The organism is Aquimarina besae, assembly GCF_042434905.1.
GTDB lineage: Bacteria > Bacteroidota > Bacteroidia > Flavobacteriales > Flavobacteriaceae > Aquimarina.
In genome coordinates this window covers 4336067-4358461 of the sequence record NZ_CP170199.1, presented here as the reverse complement: position 1 = coordinate 4358461, position 22395 = coordinate 4336067, and the positions used below count along the sequence as shown (strand labels likewise).

The 22395-nt window shown below is 35.2% G+C and carries 17 protein-coding genes; 13 read left to right on the top strand and 4 right to left on the bottom strand.

Going from position 1 to position 22395, the window contains the following annotated elements:
* Positions 1 to 79: 79 nt before the first annotated feature.
* Together ACE94K_RS19310 and ACE94K_RS19305 are read right to left on the bottom strand one after the other, a co-directional pair.
* Positions 80 to 1285 carry a succinylglutamate desuccinylase/aspartoacylase family protein gene (locus ACE94K_RS19310; protein ID WP_378176303.1) on the bottom strand — a complete coding sequence of 402 codons (1206 nt, stop codon included), beginning with the start codon at positions 1283 to 1285 and terminating at the stop codon, positions 80 to 82.
* Positions 1266 to 3149 (bottom strand): CBS domain-containing protein, encoded by a 1884-nt coding sequence (locus tag ACE94K_RS19305; RefSeq protein ID WP_378176299.1) that lies wholly within the window; start codon positions 3147 to 3149, stop codon positions 1266 to 1268. The genes ACE94K_RS19310 and ACE94K_RS19305 overlap by 20 nt, the downstream gene beginning before the upstream one ends.
* A gap of 275 nt (positions 3150 to 3424) precedes the next feature.
* On the opposite strand from ACE94K_RS19305, the gene ACE94K_RS19300 reads away from it, so the two are divergent.
* Positions 3425 to 6298 (top strand): M16 family metallopeptidase, encoded by a 2874-nt coding sequence (locus tag ACE94K_RS19300; protein ID WP_378176296.1) that lies wholly within the window; start codon positions 3425 to 3427, stop codon positions 6296 to 6298.
* Between the two features lie 59 nt (positions 6299 to 6357).
* On the opposite strand, the gene ACE94K_RS19295 is transcribed toward ACE94K_RS19300, so the two are convergent.
* On the bottom strand, positions 6358 to 6714 hold the full coding sequence (locus tag ACE94K_RS19295) for a hypothetical protein (protein WP_378176294.1): 357 nt from the start codon (positions 6712 to 6714) through the stop codon (positions 6358 to 6360).
* Between the two features lie 24 nt (positions 6715 to 6738).
* Positions 6739 to 7308 carry a toxin-antitoxin system YwqK family antitoxin gene (locus ACE94K_RS19290; protein ID WP_378176291.1) on the bottom strand — a complete coding sequence of 190 codons (570 nt, stop codon included), beginning with the start codon at positions 7306 to 7308 and terminating at the stop codon, positions 6739 to 6741.
* Between the two features lie 454 nt (positions 7309 to 7762).
* Between ACE94K_RS19290 and ACE94K_RS19285 the strand changes: the two genes are divergently transcribed.
* The 12 genes from ACE94K_RS19285 to ACE94K_RS19230 all read left to right on the top strand — a co-directional run bounded on the left by ACE94K_RS19285 (position 7763) and on the right by ACE94K_RS19230 (position 22381).
* Positions 7763 to 8353, top strand: a complete 591-nt coding sequence (locus ACE94K_RS19285; RefSeq protein ID WP_378176288.1) for a DUF4255 domain-containing protein — start codon at positions 7763 to 7765, stop codon at positions 8351 to 8353.
* Entirely contained in the window at positions 8354 to 9364 is a 1011-nt protein-coding gene (locus ACE94K_RS19280) for a hypothetical protein (protein ID WP_378176285.1), read from the top strand.
* A 14-nt stretch (positions 9365 to 9378) separates the two neighbouring features.
* A complete protein-coding gene (locus ACE94K_RS19275) occupies positions 9379 to 11523 on the top strand; it encodes a phage tail sheath family protein (RefSeq protein WP_378176282.1) in 2145 nt (714 codons plus the stop codon).
* Positions 11524 to 11702: 179 nt separating this feature from the next.
* The gene (locus ACE94K_RS19270; protein WP_108802508.1) at positions 11703 to 12149 is read left to right on the top strand and encodes a phage tail protein; all 447 of its coding nucleotides are present in this window, start codon (positions 11703 to 11705) and stop codon (positions 12147 to 12149) included.
* Positions 12149 to 12592 (top strand): phage tail protein, encoded by a 444-nt coding sequence (locus ACE94K_RS19265; protein WP_378176279.1) that lies wholly within the window; start codon positions 12149 to 12151, stop codon positions 12590 to 12592. Before ACE94K_RS19270 ends, ACE94K_RS19265 begins: the two co-directional genes overlap by 1 nt.
* Before the next feature lie 2 nt (positions 12593 to 12594).
* A complete protein-coding gene (locus ACE94K_RS19260; protein ID WP_378176276.1) occupies positions 12595 to 12762 on the top strand; it encodes a DUF5908 family protein in 168 nt (55 codons plus the stop codon).
* Between the two features lie 2 nt (positions 12763 to 12764).
* Positions 12765 to 13490 (top strand): LysM peptidoglycan-binding domain-containing protein, encoded by a 726-nt coding sequence (locus ACE94K_RS19255; protein WP_378176273.1) that lies wholly within the window; start codon positions 12765 to 12767, stop codon positions 13488 to 13490.
* 2 nt (positions 13491 to 13492) lie between these two features.
* Positions 13493 to 15238: a type VI secretion system tip protein VgrG gene (gene vgrG / locus ACE94K_RS19250; RefSeq protein ID WP_378176270.1), complete on the top strand. Its 1746-nt coding sequence runs from the start codon at positions 13493 to 13495 to the stop codon at positions 15236 to 15238.
* A 149-nt stretch (positions 15239 to 15387) separates the two neighbouring features.
* Positions 15388 to 15678 (top strand): PAAR domain-containing protein, encoded by a 291-nt coding sequence (locus ACE94K_RS19245; protein WP_378176267.1) that lies wholly within the window; start codon positions 15388 to 15390, stop codon positions 15676 to 15678.
* Positions 15679 to 15791: 113 nt separating this feature from the next.
* Positions 15792 to 16205 (top strand): GPW/gp25 family protein, encoded by a 414-nt coding sequence (locus ACE94K_RS19240; protein WP_378176264.1) that lies wholly within the window; start codon positions 15792 to 15794, stop codon positions 16203 to 16205.
* Between the two features lie 22 nt (positions 16206 to 16227).
* Complete coding sequence (locus tag ACE94K_RS19235) at positions 16228 to 19557, top strand: phage baseplate protein (protein ID WP_378176261.1); 3330 nt, start codon at positions 16228 to 16230, stop codon at positions 19555 to 19557.
* A 10-nt stretch (positions 19558 to 19567) separates the two neighbouring features.
* On the top strand, positions 19568 to 22381 hold the full coding sequence (locus ACE94K_RS19230) for a hypothetical protein (protein ID WP_378176259.1): 2814 nt from the start codon (positions 19568 to 19570) through the stop codon (positions 22379 to 22381).
* Positions 22382 to 22395: the final 14 nt, after the last annotated feature.

The window sequence follows — 22395 nt, the reverse complement described above, 5'->3', positions numbered from 1 at the left end:
GTAGCTTGAATTTATATTATCTCTCAAAGACGTAGAAAATATTTTAGTGTTCATAGCAATCTTAGACAAGAGATAGCACTCATCTCCTATACCAAAATGCATTTTTATAGTCTTCTTTTCTGGATGCGGTTTCACGATTTTTCATAATAAGATGCGTTTTATCTATTTCTTTACTTCGATATCCAAGTAAATGAAAAAAATCCTTGGTAAAGAAACGAGCTATCTTTAAGTTCACAAGTAAACTATCTTTTTTATCAGATATCCAACGAATGCCCGGTAATGTAGGTAAGATATGATCAAATCTTATTTTTCGTAAAATGGCAGATAGTCTTAAAAAGAAAAAAGGTGTCTTTTTTATAATAAAAAAGCCATCATCACCTTTGCCTTGATAAAGAGGCATAAAAATTCTTCCGCTGCTTTCTGCTACAATGTTTTTACCATTACTTATGGCTAGGTTTTGTCCTTTATTGATTTTCTGAAAATTGACAAAGCCTTTGTTCATTCTAAAAGTTTCTCCGTTTTCAATTTTATACAGATAAAAGATTTCGTAGGTTTTATGCGAATTGTTTAAAGTGCTTTGCAAAAACGTATAATGCGCATCAAAATTGACATCATTTTTATGAACACTTCCCGCATAGACCATAGTAAGATAAACAAATGAAATATGATTTTTAATAGATACGGGATCTTCGTGTTGCCCGGCTTCAAAACCAAAAGAAACATATCCTTTTTCATTTATAAAGCTTAGTAAAGGACCTTCTAAATATTCTTCAATTCCAAGAATAATACGGATGGGATACTGAGCAGTAAATTTTCGGTTTAACATACTATCGTTAACTGTTAGAAAAGGTGTTGTTTTACTGGATGTGGTATGCAAATCAAAGAAATAAAAAGGACCTTGCTCTTTACTCAGTATTTGTTTGATTGTTTTGTAGATTTCTAATTGTTGAATACTATCTTCATTGTTGTGCTTAGTTTTATGAGTGTGTAAATCTTTAACCGTATCGTATGTCCACAATCGATTTAAATCTTCTTTTTGATAGCGAACACCATTTTCTAGTGCCCATAAATTACCGGCAATACCATATATAGTTCCTGATATCGAAACCTTACGACTCTTTAATTCTTCAAAAACTTTTTTTAACGCAAAAACTCCTGCCGGTTCATTGCCGTGGATACCACCAAAAAAAATAAGTGTAGCACCTGGTTGATTACCCTTGTAATATCCAATGAGGCGTTCGACATTCATATATTGATCTAATGCCTTACTGTATACTTTGACCATTATCGAATTCAATTATGTCTTTAATTGTTATAATACCAACCAAATCTGTATCCTCAACTATCGGAAGACACCCTATTTTATTTTTTTTCATGATGCTGATCGCTTCTTGAATATTGGTTTTTGGGGGAACAGTAATAACTTCTTTTGTCATTATATCACCAACCACTTCTTCCTGATTGTTCAATGCAGATTTTTGATAGTTCTGAACGTGGGTCCAGGTAAGAAGACCACATAATTCTCCAGAGTTATTTTCTACGGGTACGTGATGGATGTCTTTCCAACTCATAATACTGGTTGCCAGACTGGCAATATCGTCTTGGTTAACCGTAAACAAACGCGTGGACATAATATGGCTTACCAAATGTGCCGAAGTGTTACACGTATCAGATGTATTTTCTATCTCTTGCCACTGGTGAACAGGAGTACTCTTTTGTTGGTTGACGTACATCCTTTTCGTCAGTGCTCTTAAAGCATCATCTTGTTTGAGGTTTTTACGAAGTTTACGATACGTTTTAACTTGCCATTCTGATCCGGTCAATCCTTTGGTTCGGGATTCAATGATACTAAGTAATTCTTCTCGCTGCCTTTTGTCAATCATCATTTTTTCTAAACCAGTGTATGCTATTGGTAATAATTCTTTTATAACTAGTTCCTTTACAGAGATTTGTTTTTCCATCCAATGTAAGATGGTATCTTTTCCCATTCTGGCGGCTTTCACAAAGTTTGCTTTGGCATCTTTAAATTCCATTTGTTCCTCCATTTTATCAAATCGGGATGGTCTTCCTGCCATCAAGCCAACCCAAAAAGCAAAGTTGGCCATCTCGTCTTTAATAGTCGGTCCTGAAGGAATGTATCTATTTTCAATTCTTACATGGGCTTTACCGTTGCCTACTCCGTAACAAGGTCGGTTCCATCGATAGATTGTTCCATTATGAAGTGAAAGCGCAGGTAACTTTGGAATATTCCCTAGGTTTAGTTCTGCTAGAGAGTTCTTGTCAATATCTTTAGCGAGTAGTATTTTATGATTAGCAATATCATTTTTGTAAACGTCAACGATGGAACCAGAAGCCCAGTTATTTCCAAAAGAAACCCTTGCTGTTTGATCTTTTAAAGCGTAGGATGAACCGCGAGTATCCAGACTCTGACGAAACAAAGCGATCCGGGTTTCACTCCACAATTCTCTGCCTAATAATAAAGGCGAATTTGTACAAACTCCCAGGATAGGAGCTGAAATTACCTGCGCCCAGTTGTAGCTGGAAATAAAGTCTTTAGGTGGAATTTGAAGATGTAACTGAAAACTAGTGTTACACGCTTCGAAGAGTACAGAATCATGATCCGTAGTCAATTCATCAACTCCCCTAAGATGAAGTCTGAAATCAGCACCTCTTAACTCTCTTAATTTCCTGTTTAACTCCCAGTATCTGGGGCTCGGTGTCATGTAGTCAAAACTTAGTTGATTTTTACTGATGGTTGGTAAAATACCAGCTAACAGCACTTTGGTATTAAATTTTTGAGCCTGGGTTGAAGCTTTTTTTAGCAAAGAGGATAACTGATTTTCAACTTTTTTAAAACAATCTCCTTTCAATTCAATGGGATCCAGATTTATTTCCAGATTATATTTGGCAAGTTCTGTAGTAAAATGAGAATCTTTAATTGATGCCAGAATAGCTTCTGCATTGGTCGCAGGACGCCAGTTATCTGTTAATAAGCAAAATTCTTGTTCAGCGCCGATGCGTATAATATCATCTTCAATTAAGTTTTGTTCAAGCATATACTCCAGAGCTTTGATATCGTCGAGTAGATTTTTAATAAACTCTGCCCGTTTTTCTTTGTGATTTACGGTATCTACAGTGTGTTCACCCATTTTGATATGTTTAAAAACTTATATTTTAAAAAATTCTTTTATGCTTTTCGAAGTTGAATAAACTTAAACAGATAAAAAATGATTTATATCAGTAAACTTCTTTTAAAATGTGATAAGTGGATACAGGATATTGTAATGGAATTCGTAAAATTCTTTAGAATTATCTGTTATTAACAAAGGGTTTGCCAGTCTTTTTAACTTTTTTTTAGTAATCTAACAAGACGATTACTCATTTGCTTGAAGTACTTTTAGGCACTTAATCAAAAAATCATGTCATGAGAACTCAGATATCTAGGACGCTTATTGTAGCAATGTCCTTTTTATTTTTAGCGTTCGTTTCTTGTAAAAAAGAAACAGACGTTCAATCAAAAAACGAAGAAGTCGGTAAGTTATCAATCGATTTTGAAAAGTACGAATTAGAAAATGGCCTTCAGGTAGTGCTGCATCAGGACAAATCAGATCCAATTGTTTCGGTGGCAATTCAGTATGGTGTAGGTTCTAATAGAGAAAAAACAGGAAGAACGGGATTTGCTCATTTATTTGAGCACATGCTTTTTCAGGAATCAGAGAATGTTCCACAGGATCAGTTCTTTAAGAAGATTCAGGATGTAGGAGGAACATTAAACGGCGGTACCTGGCAAGATGGAACCATTTATTACGAAGTAGTTCCTAAAAACGCTATGGAAACAGTTATGTGGCTAGAATCTGACAGAATGGGATTCTTAATCAATACAGTTACAGAAAGTGCCTTCAATAATCAGCAGGAAGTTGTGCAAAATGAAAAACGACAGCGTGTTGACAATAATCCTTATGGGCATACTAGCTGGGTTATTGATAAAAATATTTTTCCTGAAGGACATCCATATAACTGGCAAGTAATAGGTGAATTGGTAGATCTTCAAAATGCTACCGTAGAAGACGTAAAAGAATTTTATGATAAATATTACGGTCCTAACAACGCTACTTTAGTATTGGCTGGTGATTTTGAAACTGCAGAGGCCAAAGCTATGATCGAAAAATACTTTGGAGAAATCAAAAAGAGACAACCGGTAGAAAAATTAAAAGTTCAAAACGTAACATTGTCCGAAACCAAAAGATTAATGCATGAGGATAACTTTGCGACTACTGCACAACTCAATATGGTTTGGCCAACAGTAGAACAATATACAGAAGATGCATATGCATTAGATTTCTTAGGAGAATTGTTAGCAGAAGGAAAAAAAGCTCCTTTATATAAAGTATTGGTAAAGGAAAAGGAACTTACATCCGACACAAATGCTTGGAATCGTTCTATGGAGATTGCAGGGAAGTTTAGAATTAATATTACAGCTAACGAAGGAAAAAGCCTTGCAGATATTGAGGCTGGAGTTTTTGAAGCTTTTAAAAAGTTTGAAGAAGAAGGAATTACTGATAAAGATATCGAACGTATCAAAGCAGGACTAGAGACAGATTTCTACAACGGAATCAGTAGCGTTTTAGGAAAATCATTTCAGCTAGCTCAATATAACGTATTTGCAGGAGATCCCGGATTTATCACTCAGGATATTGAGAATATAAAAGCGGTTACCAAGGAAGACGTAATGAGAGTTTATAATAAATACATCAAAGATAAACCTTATGTAATTACCAGCTTTGTGCCCAAAGGAAAGACAGAATTAGCGGCAACTGATTCTCAAGTGGCTGCTGTGGTAGAAGAGGAAATAAAAGAGAATGTAGAAACTGCTGTAGCAGATACGAAAGAAGAAATCGAGAAAACTCCATCTTTGTTCGATAGATCAGTTGCACCAAAAGAAGGAGAGTCTCCTAAATTAAATGTTCCGTCTTCTTGGAATACCACGCTAGCTAACGGAATGAAAGTATATGGTATAGAACAAAACGAACTTCCATTAACAAATTTTAGTTTGGTAATCTCAGGAGGACATCTGTTAGACTCTTTTGATAAAGTTGGGGTGGCAAACTTGATGACAGACATCATGATGGAAGGGACAGCCACTAAAACCCCTGAACAGCTAGAGGAAGAGATAGAGCTTTTAGGGGCTTCGATCAATATGTATACAACAAGAGAGGCAATAGTTATAAGCGGAAACACATTAGTACGAAACCTTGACAAAACTTTAGCTCTGGTCGAAGAAATTCTTTTAGAGCCAAGATGGGATGAAGAGGAGTTTGCCAGAATTAAAACAAAAACGATTAATGAAATAAAAAGGTCTGCTGCAAATCCTAACGTGGTTGCTAGAAATGTTTATAATAAAGTTTTATATGGCGACAAACATATGTTTGCATATCCTACTGTAGGAACAGTGGAGTCTGTAGAAGCAATAACTATAGATGATTTAAAACAGTTTTATGCAAACAACTTCTCACCTTCTGTGAGTAAATTCCAAATTGTTGGAGATATAAAGCAGGACAAAGCAATAGCTGCTCTTAAAAGCTTAGAGAGTAAATGGGCTAGTAAAGAAGTTACAATCCCAGAGTATGAAATCGTAAACAACAGAGATAAATCCTCGCTGTACTTTGTCGATATACCAAATGCGAAGCAATCAGTTATTAATATTGGTTATCTTTCTATGGCCCGTACAGATGAAGACTATTTTCCAGCTACTGTGATGAATTACAAATTAGGAGGTTCTTTTTCTGGAAATGTAAATCTGATTCTTAGAGAAGAAAAAGGATACACTTATGGCGCTAGAACAAGGTTTGGAGGTACTAAGATTCCAGGTACTTTTACAGCTTCTTCAAGTGTGCGTACCAATACCACTTTTGAGTCTGTTAAAATCTTTAAAGACGAAATCGAAAAGTATAAAAATGGTATTTCTCAAGAAGATCTTGACTTTACAAAAAATGCATTGATTAAATCGAATGCTCGTAGATTTGAAACTCAAGGAGCGTTGTTAGGAATGCTTCAGGAAATGGGAAGATATGATCTGGCTCCTGATTATATTGCCAAAGAAGAAGCTATAATTGAAGGGATGACTTTAGAGCAGCACAAAGAGTTGGCCAATAAGTATCTTGATGAGTCTAAAATGGCTTATTTAGTGATTGGTGATGCAGCTACTCAATTTGAACAGTTTAAAAATGCAGGTTTTGATGAAGTTTTAATGCTGGATAAAGACGCTAAGAAAGTAGAACTTTCGGATGTGAAAATGTAAAATATACTGCATTCCAATATTCAATAGAAGAAGGGAGAAATTAAGTTTTCTTCCTTCTTTTAGTTTATAACGCTGTTATGCTTATGTTTTATTTTTTGAACCAACTTGCAAATGTATTTTTTAAATTCCATATTTCGAATTCCGTAACCATCCAGACCAATTAGTTCTACATTTTTAGGGTTTCCACATTTTAACTGGATATAGAATAAAGAATATCCATCTCTTGTAAACCAAATTTCATTCTCTTTCTGTAAAATTTCATAGCTACTACATTCTTCAGAAAAAGGCGATTCTTTGATCAATGAATAGTTTTCATAATTAATACATTCATAATGCTGTTGGATTTTTGCCCAATAAGATTGATAAGCAACTATTGTAATAATAAGAAATGTGATAAGAAAAATAATTGTTAACATGATAGCGTGAAGTTTATTGGAGGTTTAGTAATTACCTATAGACTGATTCACAGAAAAGAAGTTTAAGTCTACTGGTTTATGATCTAGAATTAATTTACTCTTTTCAATATCATCTTCAAAAGTTATAATTTTTACTATGACTCCTGATGAATTATAGATTTTCCAATTGCCTTGTCTTTTTCCTTTGACAAAAACTCCTTCAATTTTTAATTTTCCATCGGGATGAAAGGCTTTCCAAGTCCCTTGTTCAATACCGTTTTTATAGTTTTCAAGATATACCAGGTTTCCTTTTTTGTCATAAATTTTCCAGATTCCTTCAGCTCTATTATTCTTGAAACCTCCTTCTTTCATTAGTTGTCCGTTTGAATAAAAGTATTTCCAGTTCCCCTCAAGTTGGTTATTCACCATTTCCCTTAGCTCTTTAATTGTACCATTATCATAGTAACGTGTGCCTTGTTTACTATTTCTTGTTTTAATCGTTATAGATGTACTGTCAGAAGAATTTTTTGTGAGTAATGCCAATTCCTGCGCATTTCCTTTACTAAAGAAAATTAGACAAACAACGAAGAATGATTTTGTGAATAGATTTTTCATAACGCAACTTTTTTAGTTTTTGGTCTATACAAAGATTTGGAATAATAAAGATTCTTTTTACACCTCTTATAGTGAAAATGTGATCACTGTTTTCAGGGAATTGAATTTTCTTGCCTTTAATTATAAGTAATTAGTTAGTTTCATTTTTTATCAAGGGTACAATTAAACAGTAATTTTTTAGGGACATTTACCCCTTTCAAGAAAAGTTATTTTCCCATAGAGAATTGGTGTTTTAGCTATGTTAATTTATGCGCTTAAATCATAATTTTATAACATCTTAATTCAATACCTATTCCCCTCTTTTTTCAATTAAGATACTTACCCCAGTTAGTTTTAGAAGGCCCTATTTTTTTAATTTTTAAAATAAAGCATCATCATATGAAAGACTTAAATTTTGTTTTGTGATGGATGGTGTTATAGGACAATGAATTCTAATTTTTTAACTAAAAAGCGCATGATATTCGAAGTATTGCAAATTATTACAGAAGAAATCAATAATTTCTTTAGCATAGAGATAGAAGAAAAACCAGTCTCTTTAGATAATATAGCTTTTATAGAATCCGAAACAACTGATAATAACAATACAAATAATAACGTGGTGCTATCATTATTGCACACAGAAGAGGAAGCTACACTAAAAAACATCTTGAATCATCAAATAGAAGGAACCAAGGTTGTCTATAAGAATAATAAGGTACATCTGAATCTTTATATAATGTTCTCTGCTAATAGAAGTGATTACACAGAATCTTTAAAGAGTTTATCAAAAATTATCGAATTCTTTCAGTCCAAAAGAATTTTTACACAAAGTAATACCAGTTTTGATAGGGAATTGGAGGGAATGGATAGGATCAAAGATTTCAGGTTTACAGTAGAACTATTCAGTCCGTCTTTTGAAGAAATGAATTTCATCTGGGGCACATTAGGCGGCAAACAATATCCATCAGTGATTTATAAAGTAAGTGTGCTGGAAATAGAAAGAGATATTACACAATCAGAAGGAAGCTTAATAACAGAAATAAACGGAAGTTTAAATCACAAATAAATGGCATTTAGAACCTTATATAAAATACTTTTTAGGGTAGAGATACTCCACTCTTATTTTCTGGACGATGGATCTTCTTCTTTTATATCTATGAATGATACGGAAAAGAAAGCACAACTTAAAAAGTATAATTTTTTGGATTATATAAATCCGATTCCCACATATGCAACGCAGGTAGCCTTAAGAAATCATAAGTTAATCTTGAGAAAAGGACAAGATAGTTTCAATATACTTGGCAGTGTAATGGAAGAAAATGACAAACTAAAGGTAGTTAGATTTTTAGAAAATGATCTAAAACTCACTTTCCTTTTATATATAAAAGATTATTTATTTGATAACTATACAGAATTAACGCAAACAGATAATAGGCTTTATTATTTTTCTAATATAAAGCCGTCCACTGAAACAAATCCGTATTCATATATTCCTTTAAGCACATCAAGTGATCTAATTACAGAAGATTTTTTATTGACAGAGGAGGGAAGTCGACAGATATGGTATCATTTGGAACAAGATAATATTAGGGCTGAAATCAAAAAGCGATTAGATCTGATTGCCGAGCTGGAAGATGATGATCTTATTACAGACGAAGGAAAACAAATCATTAATCAATCCATACAAAGAGAGCAGGGAAAAGGATTATTGGGAGTTGTTGATTTACAGATGATTGGTGACAACAATATGGATTTGATTGAAATCGATAGTACGGATCCCGATGATACTAAGAGTTTTTTATTAGATCCGGTCCCAGTTTACAAACTTCACTTTGAAAACAGAAAAACTATCTGGAAATATATTAAGAAATCTAATGAAAACGAATTAGAGACTTCTTCGGCAAAACCCTTGACCAAAAATGGTTTTATAGAAATAGATCCAGATTCGGATTTTCCTGGTCCACTTCCTACAGATATAGATAAATATACTTTTCCGAACCCTACAGCTAATAATATTAAACAAGTTACTGACCAAAACACAAATATAACAACAACATATTCTGAAATTTTTATTTAAAAACAATTAAAATTATGGCAACTACGTACAAAACACCAGGGGTCTATATCGAGGAAATTGTAAAGTTTCCTCCTTCGGTAGCCCAAGTAGAAACGGCGATTCCTGCCTTTATTGGATATACCGAGAAAGCAACCAATAAGATAAAAGGGGATTTAAAAGGTATTCCTACCCGAATAACATCCATGCTGGAATACGAAACATTTTTCGGTTTTGCAAAACCGGAAACAACAATTAGCGTCACTATTAATGATGAAGTGGTAAATGGGGTAAAGGAAAGTTCAATTGTGGTTGATCAACCTACTAGTAAGCAGCCTTTCCTTATGTATTATTCTATGCAAATGTATTTTGCGAATGGAGGTGGCCCTTGCTATATAGTTTCTGTGGGGAGATATGGTGAAGATAAATATCTAGACACAGAAGATTCAGCCGTTACAGCAATAAATAATGAACAAGCTTTAAAAACCGGTTTGGATGAATTAAGAAAAGTTGATGAACCCACATTGATACTTTTTCCGGATATTACAAGGGTGTCATCGATAACTGCAACCGCTTTTTACGGGCTATACAACAATGCATTAACCCAGTGTAAAGATTTACAGGATAGGTTTACGATTATAGATCCTTTATATTATGATGCAACAAGTCCAACGGATACCAATATTAAAGATCTTAGAGATGAAATCAGCTCAGATAAGGATTATATAAAATACGGAGCAGCATACTATCCATTTTTAGAAACCATTTTGGATTACAGGATCGATGAAGATAAAATAACCATTAAACATTTTAACGAAAACGATCCACAGGCTCAAGCAGTTATTACCGAGAATTTGGCAAATATTGATATTACCTCGGCAGTAGAAAGTATTGTAAATGAAACAGGGAGTTTTGGAACCACTTTTGAAGGTAGTTTGGTGTCAGTTTTGGATTTTCTATATGATGCTACAGACGGCTTTAATTTAGGTGCAGCAGATGATGCAGACAAAGATTATACTGCTCCCAGACCATTGACATTACATACTAAGTTAAAAACATTAGTAACCGATTTAGAAAATTTAATTCAGCTTAAAAATGATACTGATCTTGAAGCTAGTGCAGCAATATCGGCATTGTCTGATGAAGTACCTGCACTAAACACCGAAATAGCGGCTATTGAGTCAGCACTAACCAATTTTGACAATCTTTTCGAAAATAATGATACGATCGAACCTGTTTATAAGGCACTAAAGAAATTAAACGATAATCTCAAAAAGTTTATTGATGAGGCTAATCAAACCAAAATCCAAAATCTTATCGATAGTAATACGTCAAATGTTCTCGACGAGATAGAAAAATTGATTACAGTTGCCGATGTATCAGCTCCTGCGGATACAGACACTACGCTATTTGATGATGTGGTTGCCAACTGGGAAACTTTACGTGATACAATTATTGACAATACTCCAGATGACGGTACACCTGAAGACATCACCTTGGACACCAACAATGGAGAACTACACGGAAGAACGTTATCATCAATAGAACAATTAGATAATGCAACCTACAACCGAATTCTTACTGCAATTGGTAATCTTCCTATGGAATTACCTCCAAGCAGTGCAATTGCAGGGGTGTATGCCAGAGTTGATTCTGACCGCGGAGTTTGGAAAGCACCTGCTAACGTAAGCCTTAATTACGTGATTAAACCCACAGTAAAAGTAACCAATGTACAGCAGGATGGATTGAATGTAGATACAGTAGCAGGTAAATCTATTAATGCAATACGAACTTTTACAGGAAAAGGAACCTTGGTATGGGGAGCCAGAACACTGGCAGGAAATGATAAAGAATGGAGGTATGTTCCTGTAAGAAGATTCTTCAATATGGCAGAAGAGTCCATCAAAAAAGCAACAGAACAGTTTGTTTTTGAACCAAATGATATGAATACTTGGGTTCGTGTAAAAGCAATGATCAATAATTTCTTAACACTACAATGGAGAGCAGGGGCGTTAGCTGGACCCACGCCAGATAAAGCATTTTATGTAAATGTGGGACTTGGAGAAACAATGACTGCTAACGATATCCTTGATGGAAATATGATCATCGAGATCGGAATGGCAGTTGTTCGTCCGGCAGAGTTTATCATCCTAAAATTCTCTCATAAAATGCAGGAAGCTTAATCTTATTTTCTAGTACTAGTAATATTCTACTATACAATGCCTTTGCTGCTTCGCTCCCATAATGAGAGAGATATCTCGAAGTATTCGAGACAGAGAGGACATCGGTATGTAGCTTATTTACTATCGCTGATAATAATAAATAAATCAAGAGTTTAAATAAAAAAAAAATAATAGAAATCATGGCAGAATATCCATTACCAAAGTTCCATTTTAAGGTAACCATCGGAGGTGATACCGAGTTAAACTGTACAGAAGTATCCGGTTTAGATTTTGAAACCGAAGTTATAGAATACAGAGGAGGGGCAGACAATGATTATTTTAAGAAGAAACAACCAGGAATGACCAAGTTTGCAAATATTTCCATTAAGCGCGGAACTTTTGCCTCTACCAAAGGTCAGTTCTATGATATGTGGAAGAAGAACGTATTCTTCCAAGAAGGGGAAGAACAGTATAGAAGTGATCTTACTATTAGTTTATTAGATGAAAAACACGAGCCAATAGTTACCTGGGAAGCTTCGGATGCCTGGTTATTAAAAATCCAGTCCACAGACCTAAAAGCAGACGGAAACGAGATCGCGATAGAATCCGCAGAATTTGTAATTAACAGTCTTAAACTAGCTTCATAATGGCGACCTATTATCCACCCGTGGGATTCCACTTCAGTGTAGAATTCACAGGATTATCTTCTAGTGAAAAAGATCACCACTTTCAATCCGTGTCTGGATTAACAGTAGATATCGAAACAGAAGAAATCACTGAGGGCGGAGAAAATAGATTCAAACATAAAATTCCAGTAAGGACCAAATACCCGAACCTGGTGCTTAAAAGGGGATTATTAGTAGATTCTAAGGTCGTAGACTGGTGTAAAAAAGCTGTTGAAAATTTTGATTTCGAACCTATTGATCTCATTGTAAAATTATTGAACGAAAAGCATGAACCGCTCCTGTCGTGGAACATCGTTCACGCTTATCCAGTAAAATGGTCAATTGCTGATTTTAATGCAGAAGAAAGCAAGATAGTTATAGAAACTATAGAATTGGTGTACAACTATTATAATACGATAACATAAACATGGGAACTATAGAGATTAAAGAGCTTCACATCAAGATCAATGTTGATAATGAAAACAAGAAACCCGGAAGTAATGACGCCAAAAAGTCTGGAGCTAATAAAGATATCATTATTTCAGAATGTGTAGAACAAGTTATGGACATAATAGCAAAACAAACTGAACGATAGTCATGAGTACGGGAGAATTGACAAAACTAAAGGTGAAAGCGTATAGTGATCCTCAGTTTAATAATGAGGTAGCGGATGGCGAGTTTGTAACTCTATTGAATCCTGAGAAATATACTTTTAATTATAAGATTGAGCAAAACGAGGATCAAGCAGCGGGTACCAGTGATTTATCACCTAGGTTTAATAAAAAACTTCCTGAAGATCTAGAGTTAGAATTCCTTTTTGATCGTTCTGGCGTATTGGTACATTATGGAAGTGATCCAAATAGCACTGCTGATAATAAGGTATTAAAAGACGAAGGAGAAGGAATTATTGACGATATCGAAAAGTTCAAAAAAGTAATACTTGATTACAACGGGGACGAACACGAACCCAATTATGTAATGATCTCTTGGGGAGCTTTGCTTTTTAAAGGTAAACTAACAGAAATGAGTATAGAGTTTAAACTTTTTAAACCCGATGGTACTCCGATTAGAGCGGTTGCTAAAGCAAATTTCCAAGGATTTGTAGAAGATGATTTGCGGGTAGCAAGAGAGAATAATCAATCTCCTGATTTAACGCATTTACGAATCGTGAAAGAAGGTGATACATTGCCCCTAATGTCTCACCGTATCTATGGAGACTCAAAATATTATCTCGAAGTTGCCAAAGTAAATCAGTTGACATCATTTAGGAAACTTGAAGTAGGAAAAGAAATTTTCTTTCCACCCATCGAAAAAATATCATAGCCATGGCAGAAGGTAGCGTAATACAAACTTCAAAAAGTGCGGACTTAATTACTCATAAAATTCTGATCGGTGGTCAGGAACTGTCAAAGAAGTATCAAGTAAAAACTATAAATGTAGAGAAAGAAGTCAATAGAATTTCAACTGCAAAGGTTATTCTCATTGATGGAGAACCGGCTAAACAAGATTTTGAATTAAGTAATGAAGATCTTTTAGTTCCAGGTGCCGAAATTGAAATTACAGCCGGTTATCACTCGGATGAAGAATCTATTTTTAAAGGAATTGTCATCAAACATAATATTAAGATCAAAGCCAATGGCTCTTATCTGATTTTAGAATGTAAAGATGAAACCGTAAAGCTCACCATCGGTAGAAAAAGTAAGTACTACTACGAAAATAAGGATAGCGGTATTATTGAAGAGATTATAGATACTTATGGAATCGACAAAGAAGTTGAAGCTACTAATCACGAGCATCAAGAGCTTGTACAATACAATATTTCGGATTGGGATTTTATTGTGAGCAGGGCGCAGGCCAACGGTAAACTATGTTTCGTGGATGATGGTAAGTTAACTGTAAAAAAACCTGATTTTAGCTCAGAACCTATTGAAACTGTCACTTTTGGGACAACTATTTTGGATCTAGATGCAGAGATAGATGCTCGTCATCAGATTGGTAAGGTTACTTCTTATAGCTGGAACTATGCAGATCAGCAAATTCTGGAAACAGAAGCAGCTGATCCCGGAGTAAACTTAAACGGGAACCTAGCATCTTCAGATTTATCATCGGTAATAGGCTTAGAAAACTTAGAACTTAGACACGGCGGAACACTCTCTACAGCAGAACTACAGGATTGGAGTGATGCCAAATGGATGTTTCAGCAGTTATCTAAAGTTAGAGGAAGGGTGAAATTTCAAGGAATTCCGGCAGCGAAACCTGGAGTTCTATTAAACCTGCAAGGAGTGGGAGATCGGTTCAATGGCAAGATATATGTAACAGGAGTTCATCATCATATTTCAGAAGGAAACTGGACTGTTGATGCGCAATTTGGTATCAATCCAAAATGGTTTTCAGAGACCTACGACATCAACGCAATGCCAGCATCAGGTTTGATGTCAGGAATATGCGGACTTCAAGTCGGTATTGTTAGCCAGTTGGAAGAAGATCCAGATGGAGAAGATCGAATTTTGGTTCAAATTCCTATTGTGAACAGCGAAGAACAAGGAATATGGTGTCGTGTAGCATCATTAGATGCAGGAGAAAACAGAGGAGCTTTTTTTAGACCGGAAATAGAAGATGAAGTAATCGTTGGGTTTATAAATGACGATCCCAATGATGCAGTAGTGCTTGGAATGCTTCATAGCAGTGCAAAACCTGCTCCCATTACTGCAACAGATGATAACCACGAAAAAGGCTTTGTGACCAGAAGCGAAATGAAAATACTTTTTGACGATGATAAAAAATCAATAGCCATCGAAACGCCGGCAGGAAAAAAGATGGTGCTAGACGAAGACGCCGGATCGATAGTGATCGAAGATGATAACGGTAACGTCATTACCATTGATGATTCCGGGATTGCTATAGAAAGTGCAAGTGATATTAATATGACAGCATCAGGAGATGTAAATATCGAAGGGACAAACGTAAATATTACGGCCAATGCACAATTCAAAGCAGAAGGATCTGCGGGAGTAGAGATGTCATCAAGTGCGACAGCAACACTCAAGGGCTCATTGGTGCAGATAAATTAGTAATCAACTAATGAGTATTAAGTATTGAGTACAAAGATAAAGTAAAGAAGATTTGTAGCTTCTGTCCTAAAGGGAGCAATGTCTTTCTAAGAGAGGCAGAGAGGGAAGCAAAATAAAAGGATGTTTAAAACAACTATAAACTAAATAATATGCCACCAGCAGCAAGAATAACAGATATGCATGTTTGTCCTATGGTAACCGGAGTTGTGCCCCACGTCGGCGGCCCAATACTTCCTGCAGGAGAACCAACCGTTCTTATTGGAGGATTACCAGCTGCCAGGGTGGGAGATATGGCGACTTGTGTAGGTCCACCGGACACTATTATAGTCGGATCCGGAACAGTTATGATTGGTGGTATGCCGGCAGCAAGAATGGGAGATAGTACGGCACACGGAGGAACTATTGTTTTAGGATTACCCACCGTATTAATAGGTGGTTGAATACAATTAAAAGTGTTTGACTATTACACCCAGCCTGTGAAAGTTTAGCTAAAAATCAAGTTTTTATTAGCCTTTTGGGAAGCTTAGATAATAATAAATAACAGAATATAACAATGGATACAAATACATCTTTTTTAGGAACAGGATGGGGCTTTCCTCCTAAGTTTAGCAAAAAAGGAAAAGGAAGGGTAGAAATGTTATCCGATGAAGCAGATATAAAAAGCAGCTTGGAAATCTTATTGTCTACACGTTTAGGAGAACGGATTATGGTGCCTAATTATGGTTGTAATCTGGATGAATTATTGTTCAAACCTTTAAACCTAACCTTGAAAACTTTTGTAAAAGAGCTGATCAAAAATGCAATTCTTTATTACGAGCCTAGAATTGATCTGGACAAGATTGATATCGATCAAACAAATGAACTGGATGGCGAATTATTCATCATTCTTGATTATAGGGTTAGGGCAACCAATTCCAGAAGCAATCTAGTTTTTCCATTCTATAAAGAAGAAGGAACCAATATTTAAGAAAATATAAAAAGAAGCAATAATGAGTAGCGATTGCGAACATAAGGATTTGTTATTAATGCGAAACGGAACATCTCAAAGTCAACGACATATTGAAGCTTTGGATCCGACAAGCGTTAAGTTACACGATCTTACTACCGAGGATTGGATGCGATTTGCGATGCTATTCTCTAATAATCTTAACTATTTCGATACCGAAACCGATACTGTTTCTGGAGATTGGAACGATTTTTTTATTAAAGAAGAAGAGATCAAGGCTTTCGTAGAAAAGCTGAAAAATCTGGAAGAACCAAAAGAAGAAAATAATCTTCAAAAAAATGTCGAACCACACTTAACTCTATTTGCAGCCTTCCTGAAATTGACTTCCCTTTCACAAGAAAGATTAAATACCCTTTCCAAAAAGCATCTGGATTTTTATTATAAACAAGTTCTAAAACTGGATAATAAAGCTCCGGTTGAAGACAAAGTGCATATACTTTTTGAACTAGCGAAGAAAGCGACAGCAGTAAAAATTGATCAGGAAACCGAATTAGATGGCGGAAAAGACAGTAAAGGACAAAAAAGAATCTATAAAACTCAGAATGAAATTGTTGTGAATAAGGCAACAGTAGCTTCTTTACGAAGCGTTTTTAATGAGCAAAAAGTAGAAAAAATTGGGAACACCGAAGTTATAACTCCTGTCGGAATACGAAATGCTTTTATCACCAATTCTTTTGATGGTTTGGGCGAAAGCTTTCCCAATGACCAGATTAGATGGTGGCCATTTGGGTATCCCAAAAATACACCGGGTGCTACCCAAGATATAGGAGCATATCCTGATCTGCCTTTTGCCAAAACCGGATTTGGAATTTCCTCTCCTGTTTTATTGTTAAAAGAAGGAAATCGAACGATTACGTTTACGATAAAAGTAAACAGTTTTGATATAACAAAGTTACAAGTAAGCGATCTCACCGATGTGATTACTGTGCTATTTAGTGGAGAAAAAGAATGGATAGAAGGCAAGATAATTGTCGAAGGTACAAATGCCTCTTCAATAAAGAATAAAGAACTAAAATTAGTAGTTGAAGTTGATGAAGGAGCAGATCCAATTGTTAATTATGATGAGCAAATACTACTAGAACCTTATCATACTGTAGATCCGGTGGCTCGCTTTATTGTGAGTAATAAAGAAATAGATCCGGACGATAATATTCTTAAAAATAAAGGAGCAATATTCCAGGAATTGTTTTCTAAGACTATAGTAAGTGATGTCATCATTAATGTATCGGTGAATTCTATACAGGATATTGTGGTAGAAAGTGATCTAGGAGCCTTGGATGCTTCAAAGCCATTTTATCCTTTTGGTCCACAGCCTGTAAAAGGAGGCAATTTTTTTATTGGAATTCCGGAGGCATTGGATAAAAAATGGACCAAAGTTTCTTTAAATCTTACCTGGAAAGACAAACCTGAAGATTTTGTAGAGAAATATAGGGCATACAAAGATGAGTTTAGAGGTGTTTTAAGCAAGTCTAAATATACAATTACTGTAAATGAAGATGGATTAATTCAAGGAGAAGATAAATTGACTTCCATTGTAACAGGAGATGATTATTTTAAAGCTGATGTACAAGTTCTTGAAAAAGGAGAATGGGATCCAAAAATAACAGACCACGAATTATTTAATGGAGAAACTATTGAAATCACCAAAGATGTTAATCAAGATATCGAGACAAAAGAAACAGTAGATTTTTTAACAATTGAAAAGAAGCTTTCTCAAAATAAGAAAGGATTATTTTTTCGAAAAGAAAAGAAAAAGGGATCAGTAAAACCAACTGCTAAAGAAAGTTTTAGCGCAGCCGCAAAAAAAGGGTTTATAAGACTTGTACTTAAGCAGTCTTTCTTGCACGAAATGTTTCCCAGAATATTCTCAGTCGCACTATCTATAACGGATATTTTAAATCAGAATGATCCACCGTTGATTCCTAATGATCCATATTCACCGCAAATAGAAACAATTAAGATAGGTTATGATGCAGAAGCAAGCTTGCTTAGCAATAATGTAAAGCTCTTTCACGAGCATCCTTTTGGCATTTCGGAAGAAAACAAGGAGTTAAAGAAACATTCTGTGCTGGATCCTAAAGACGTTACGGCAATTAAGTTGCTACCTAGTTATCAAAGGGGTGCTTTATATATAGCATTAGAAAATGCAGCGCCCCTTCAGAATGTATCTCTTTTGGTCCAGACTTTAGAAGGAAGTGAAAATCCTGAAACCTCTAATGATTTTAAGGAAGGAGAAAAACTCAATTGGGCCATACTATGTGACAACGAATGGTTATCTCTTAACAATGATTACATCATTAGCAACGATACAGATAACTTTCTGAAATCAGGAATCGTAAAATTTTCTATCCCAAAACAGGCAACAAGTAACAATACCAAACTTCCACCTGGATATCATTGGTTACGGGTAGAAAATCCTAGAGATTTTGATACTGTGAGCCAATTAATAGATATTAAATCCCAAGCGATATTGGCTAAGTTCGATAATAATAACGAAGACGTAGAGCACTTACAGTATGGTATTCCTGCAGGAACGATTTCCAAATTGGTAGAACGTTTAGCCAATGTAAAAGGAGTTACACAACCCTTCGGATCATTTGATGGGAAACCTAAAGAAACAGATCAAGAGTTTTATCGCAGAATTAGTGAACGGTTACGTCATAAACAGCGTGCGATTACAATTTGGGATTATGAACACTTAGTGTTACAAGAGTTTTCCTATATCTATAAGATAAACTGCCTTAGTCATACCTCTGCTACCTCTTTTTTATCGCCAGGTGATGTCACCTTGGTTGTAATTCCGAATACGATAAACCAGAATGTATATGACCCTTATAAACCAAGAATTAGTAAAACAAAAAGGAATGACATTCAGAATTTTATTAATCAGTTAAACACACTTCATGTGACCGCACAAGCGATTAATCCCATATATGAAGAGGTAAAAGTATTTCTGCATGCAAAATTTTATGAAGGGAAAGATGAGAATTTTTATAAAACACAATTACAAAAGGATATAGCCAAATTACTAGCACCTTGGGCTTTCGAAGCAACTAATTCAATAAACTTTGGGGTCACTTTGCACGAGAGCTCGGTGATTGACTATATCGAAAAACTGGATTATGTAGACTATATCGCTGATTTTGAACTTAAGCAGGAAAATGGTGTTGATGAGAAGGGAAATAAGAAGTTTTTAAGAGTAAAAAAAGTAGTCCCTTCTAATCCAAAAGTAATCCTAACATCTGTAAAATTTACAGAGCATACTGTAGAAACCATAACACCAGATAAAGAATGCCTGGTAGAACCAATATAAAAATGGACAAATGAGTGAGACGATATCCATACCAAAAAATGTAAATACCGGAGATGACTTGGACTTTGAGTATCTAAGACAGGTCGGTATAGAATACATAGAAAAAATAGGAAGTAAGTTATGGACAGATTATAACGTTCATGATCCTGGTGTGACCATTTTGGAGATGTTGTCCTATGCAATTACCGATCTTTCTCAACGTATCGAAATGCCGATACAAAACCTATTAGCATCCAAGGAGCATAATTTGGCGAATATGCACGAGCAATTCTTCTCTGCAATACATATTTTGCCTTCCAAACCGATTTCAGCTTTAGATTACAGAAATCTTTTCATTCATATACAGGGTGTAAAAAATGCCTGGATTAAACCTCATGAAAGATATGTACATATTAATTGCGATGTGCACCCTGCACAGCTTTCGTATAACGTGTTTAATCAAGATCAAATTATACCTGCTCCTTTTAAATTAAAAGGACTTAATGATATCATTCTCGATCTGGAGGATGAGGTAGAAAATCCTGATGCAATCATACAAAAGGTTAGAGCGATTTATCACCAAAATAGAAATTTATGTGAAGACATTGTGAATATATCGTTGGTACAGGAAGATCCAATAGCAATCTGCGCTTATATAGACCTAAAACCGGAAGCCGATGAAGAGTATGTATTGGCATTAATCTATCAAGCAATTGATCTTTACTTTTCTCCGACGGTAAATTTTTATTCTCTTCAGAAAATGTTTGATAAAGGATATACGACCGACCAAATTTTTGAAGGACCTATACCTTTTAAAGAAGGTTGTGTAAACTTTGGAGATGTAAAGGGAGGTTTCATCGATAAAGAGGAACTTATCAAAGCAGATCTTAGAAAACAAGTAAGGCTTTCGGATATCATCCAGTTAATTATGAATATCGAAGGGGTGAATATAATTAAAGATATCTCTATTGTAAACTGTGATCAAACGCTTGGTTTGGGTGGTACGTGGAACATATGTGTTAAAGATTGGCACAAACCCGTTCGCTGTGATAAAAGCGCATTCAATTTCACGAAAGGGTTATTACCCATTGGAGTAAATCAAAGTAAAGTTGAAGCGTACCAGCAACAGTTAAAGGATGAAGAAAAAGCAAAACAACAAAGCGTTGATATAGAAGACGTAGAAATACCATTAGGATCTTATCTGGCACCCGCAAGTTACACTACCATTCAGAATGATTTTCCGGATACTTACGGAATTTCAATGATCGGACTGCCGGGTAATGCAACCGTTTCTCGCAAAGCAAAGGCAAAACAGTTAAAAGCATATTTACTCTTTTTTGATCAGATACTTGCAAATTATCTAAAGCAATTATCCAAGGTTAAAGACCTGCTATCCATTGATGAAGATCTAAAAAAATTGTATCTGGAGGATACCATACTATTTGAAGATGAAGAGTTAAAGGCAAAACAAACTTTTTATACACAAGGTGTAGAAGACATTACAGATTTAGAAAAAATACTTTCAGATCACCCGTCCTATGAGAAGAATCTGATAGAAATTATGAATAATGTAAAAGGGCAAGGTAAAGGAAATGAAGTCTTTTATAAAAGAAGAAATGAGTTTTTAGATCATCTGATTGGGAGATTTGCAGAACGGTTCTCTGATTATGTGTTCATTATGAAAACACTATTTGGTAATAATGAAAGTGCTAATGACGAAATCCTTAGGGCCAAGCTAAGTTTTCTTAAGGATTACAAACAAATCAGTTGCGAAAGAGGACTAGGATTTAATTACTGTAATCCAGAAACCATGTTAACTGATAACGGTATTTGGGATACACTAAATATTTCAGGTTTTCAGAAAAGAGTATCAAGGCTTTTAGGAGTTCGTGATTATAAAAGAAGGGATTTGGTAACAGATTTTTTAGAAGTTTATGAAGAAAAAGATGATGATGATCTCATCGAGTACAGATGGAGAATAAAAAATGAAACACAAGTATTATTGTCTTCTAGCAAACACTATCACGGCTTATCTGATGCTTTTGAAGAGTTGTTCTTGGCATATCATCTAGCAAAAAATCCGGATAACTATGATTTTAAGTTAACAAAAGATAGTACCAAAATCTATTTTAACCTGATCAATCCGGTAGTAACAGATCTTGGGAACGAAGACCGTATCATTGCCAGAAGAATTGCTTTTACCGATACAGAACAAGAATCAATTGAAGCTAGAGATAAACTCATTAAATTGATTAAAGAAATTAGTGCCGATGAAGGTATGTATTTGATAGAACATATCTTGTTACGTCCGGATACGTATAACCTGAACCAATTTGATACTGATCCATCTGAAGAACTATTACCAGATGCAGCTCCTGAGGATTTTATGCCCACCTGCCTCGATGCTGATTGTAAGACCTGTAGTCCGGTGGATCCATACTCATATAGAATAACCATCATACTGCCGGGTTGGACAGAGCGATTTGGTAATAAGGACTTCAGGACTTTTGCCGAGCAGTTGATCCGAGAAGAACTCCCTGCTCACATATTGGCAAAAATTTGCTGGATAGGCTACCCCAAAGGACTGGTTCCAGATGAAGATAATGAGATGCTAAATCTGCAAGAGAAGTATAAAACCTTTTTGGAGCTATTGCATTGCGATCACGTGATAGATAATAAATCGGCTATAGAAGAATATAGAACAGCGGTGAGAGAATTAGTGCACTGCATGAATAACGTACACACTATTTATCATACAGGACGATTACACGATTGCGATAATGATGAAACTGAAGAAACAGGAAACAAAATAATACTAGGAAGAACCAATATTGGCAACCTTTAAAAAGAAGAAACGTC

Bases quoted from the DNA above. Each gene is read 5' to 3' on its own strand.
- ACE94K_RS19310 (WP_378176303.1), bottom strand. From the start codon at position 1,285: ATGGTCAAAGTATACAGTAAGGCATTAGATCAATATATGAATGTCGAA.
- ACE94K_RS19305 (WP_378176299.1), bottom strand. From the start codon at position 3,149: ATGGGTGAACACACTGTAGATACCGTAAATCACAAAGAAAAACGGGCA.
- ACE94K_RS19300 (WP_378176296.1), top strand. From the start codon at position 3,425: ATGAGAACTCAGATATCTAGGACGCTTATTGTAGCAATGTCCTTTTTA.
- ACE94K_RS19295 (WP_378176294.1), bottom strand. From the start codon at position 6,714: ATGTTAACAATTATTTTTCTTATCACATTTCTTATTATTACAATAGTT.
- ACE94K_RS19290 (WP_378176291.1), bottom strand. From the start codon at position 7,308: ATGAAAAATCTATTCACAAAATCATTCTTCGTTGTTTGTCTAATTTTC.
- ACE94K_RS19285 (WP_378176288.1), top strand. From the start codon at position 7,763: ATGATATTCGAAGTATTGCAAATTATTACAGAAGAAATCAATAATTTC.
- ACE94K_RS19280 (WP_378176285.1), top strand. From the start codon at position 8,354: ATGGCATTTAGAACCTTATATAAAATACTTTTTAGGGTAGAGATACTC.
- ACE94K_RS19275 (WP_378176282.1), top strand. From the start codon at position 9,379: ATGGCAACTACGTACAAAACACCAGGGGTCTATATCGAGGAAATTGTA.
- ACE94K_RS19270 (WP_108802508.1), top strand. From the start codon at position 11,703: ATGGCAGAATATCCATTACCAAAGTTCCATTTTAAGGTAACCATCGGA.
- ACE94K_RS19265 (WP_378176279.1), top strand. From the start codon at position 12,149: ATGGCGACCTATTATCCACCCGTGGGATTCCACTTCAGTGTAGAATTC.
- ACE94K_RS19260 (WP_378176276.1), top strand. From the start codon at position 12,595: ATGGGAACTATAGAGATTAAAGAGCTTCACATCAAGATCAATGTTGAT.
- ACE94K_RS19255 (WP_378176273.1), top strand. From the start codon at position 12,765: ATGAGTACGGGAGAATTGACAAAACTAAAGGTGAAAGCGTATAGTGAT.
- vgrG (WP_378176270.1), top strand. From the start codon at position 13,493: ATGGCAGAAGGTAGCGTAATACAAACTTCAAAAAGTGCGGACTTAATT.
- ACE94K_RS19245 (WP_378176267.1), top strand. From the start codon at position 15,388: ATGCCACCAGCAGCAAGAATAACAGATATGCATGTTTGTCCTATGGTA.
- ACE94K_RS19240 (WP_378176264.1), top strand. From the start codon at position 15,792: ATGGATACAAATACATCTTTTTTAGGAACAGGATGGGGCTTTCCTCCT.
- ACE94K_RS19235 (WP_378176261.1), top strand. From the start codon at position 16,228: ATGAGTAGCGATTGCGAACATAAGGATTTGTTATTAATGCGAAACGGA.
- ACE94K_RS19230 (WP_378176259.1), top strand. From the start codon at position 19,568: ATGAGTGAGACGATATCCATACCAAAAAATGTAAATACCGGAGATGAC.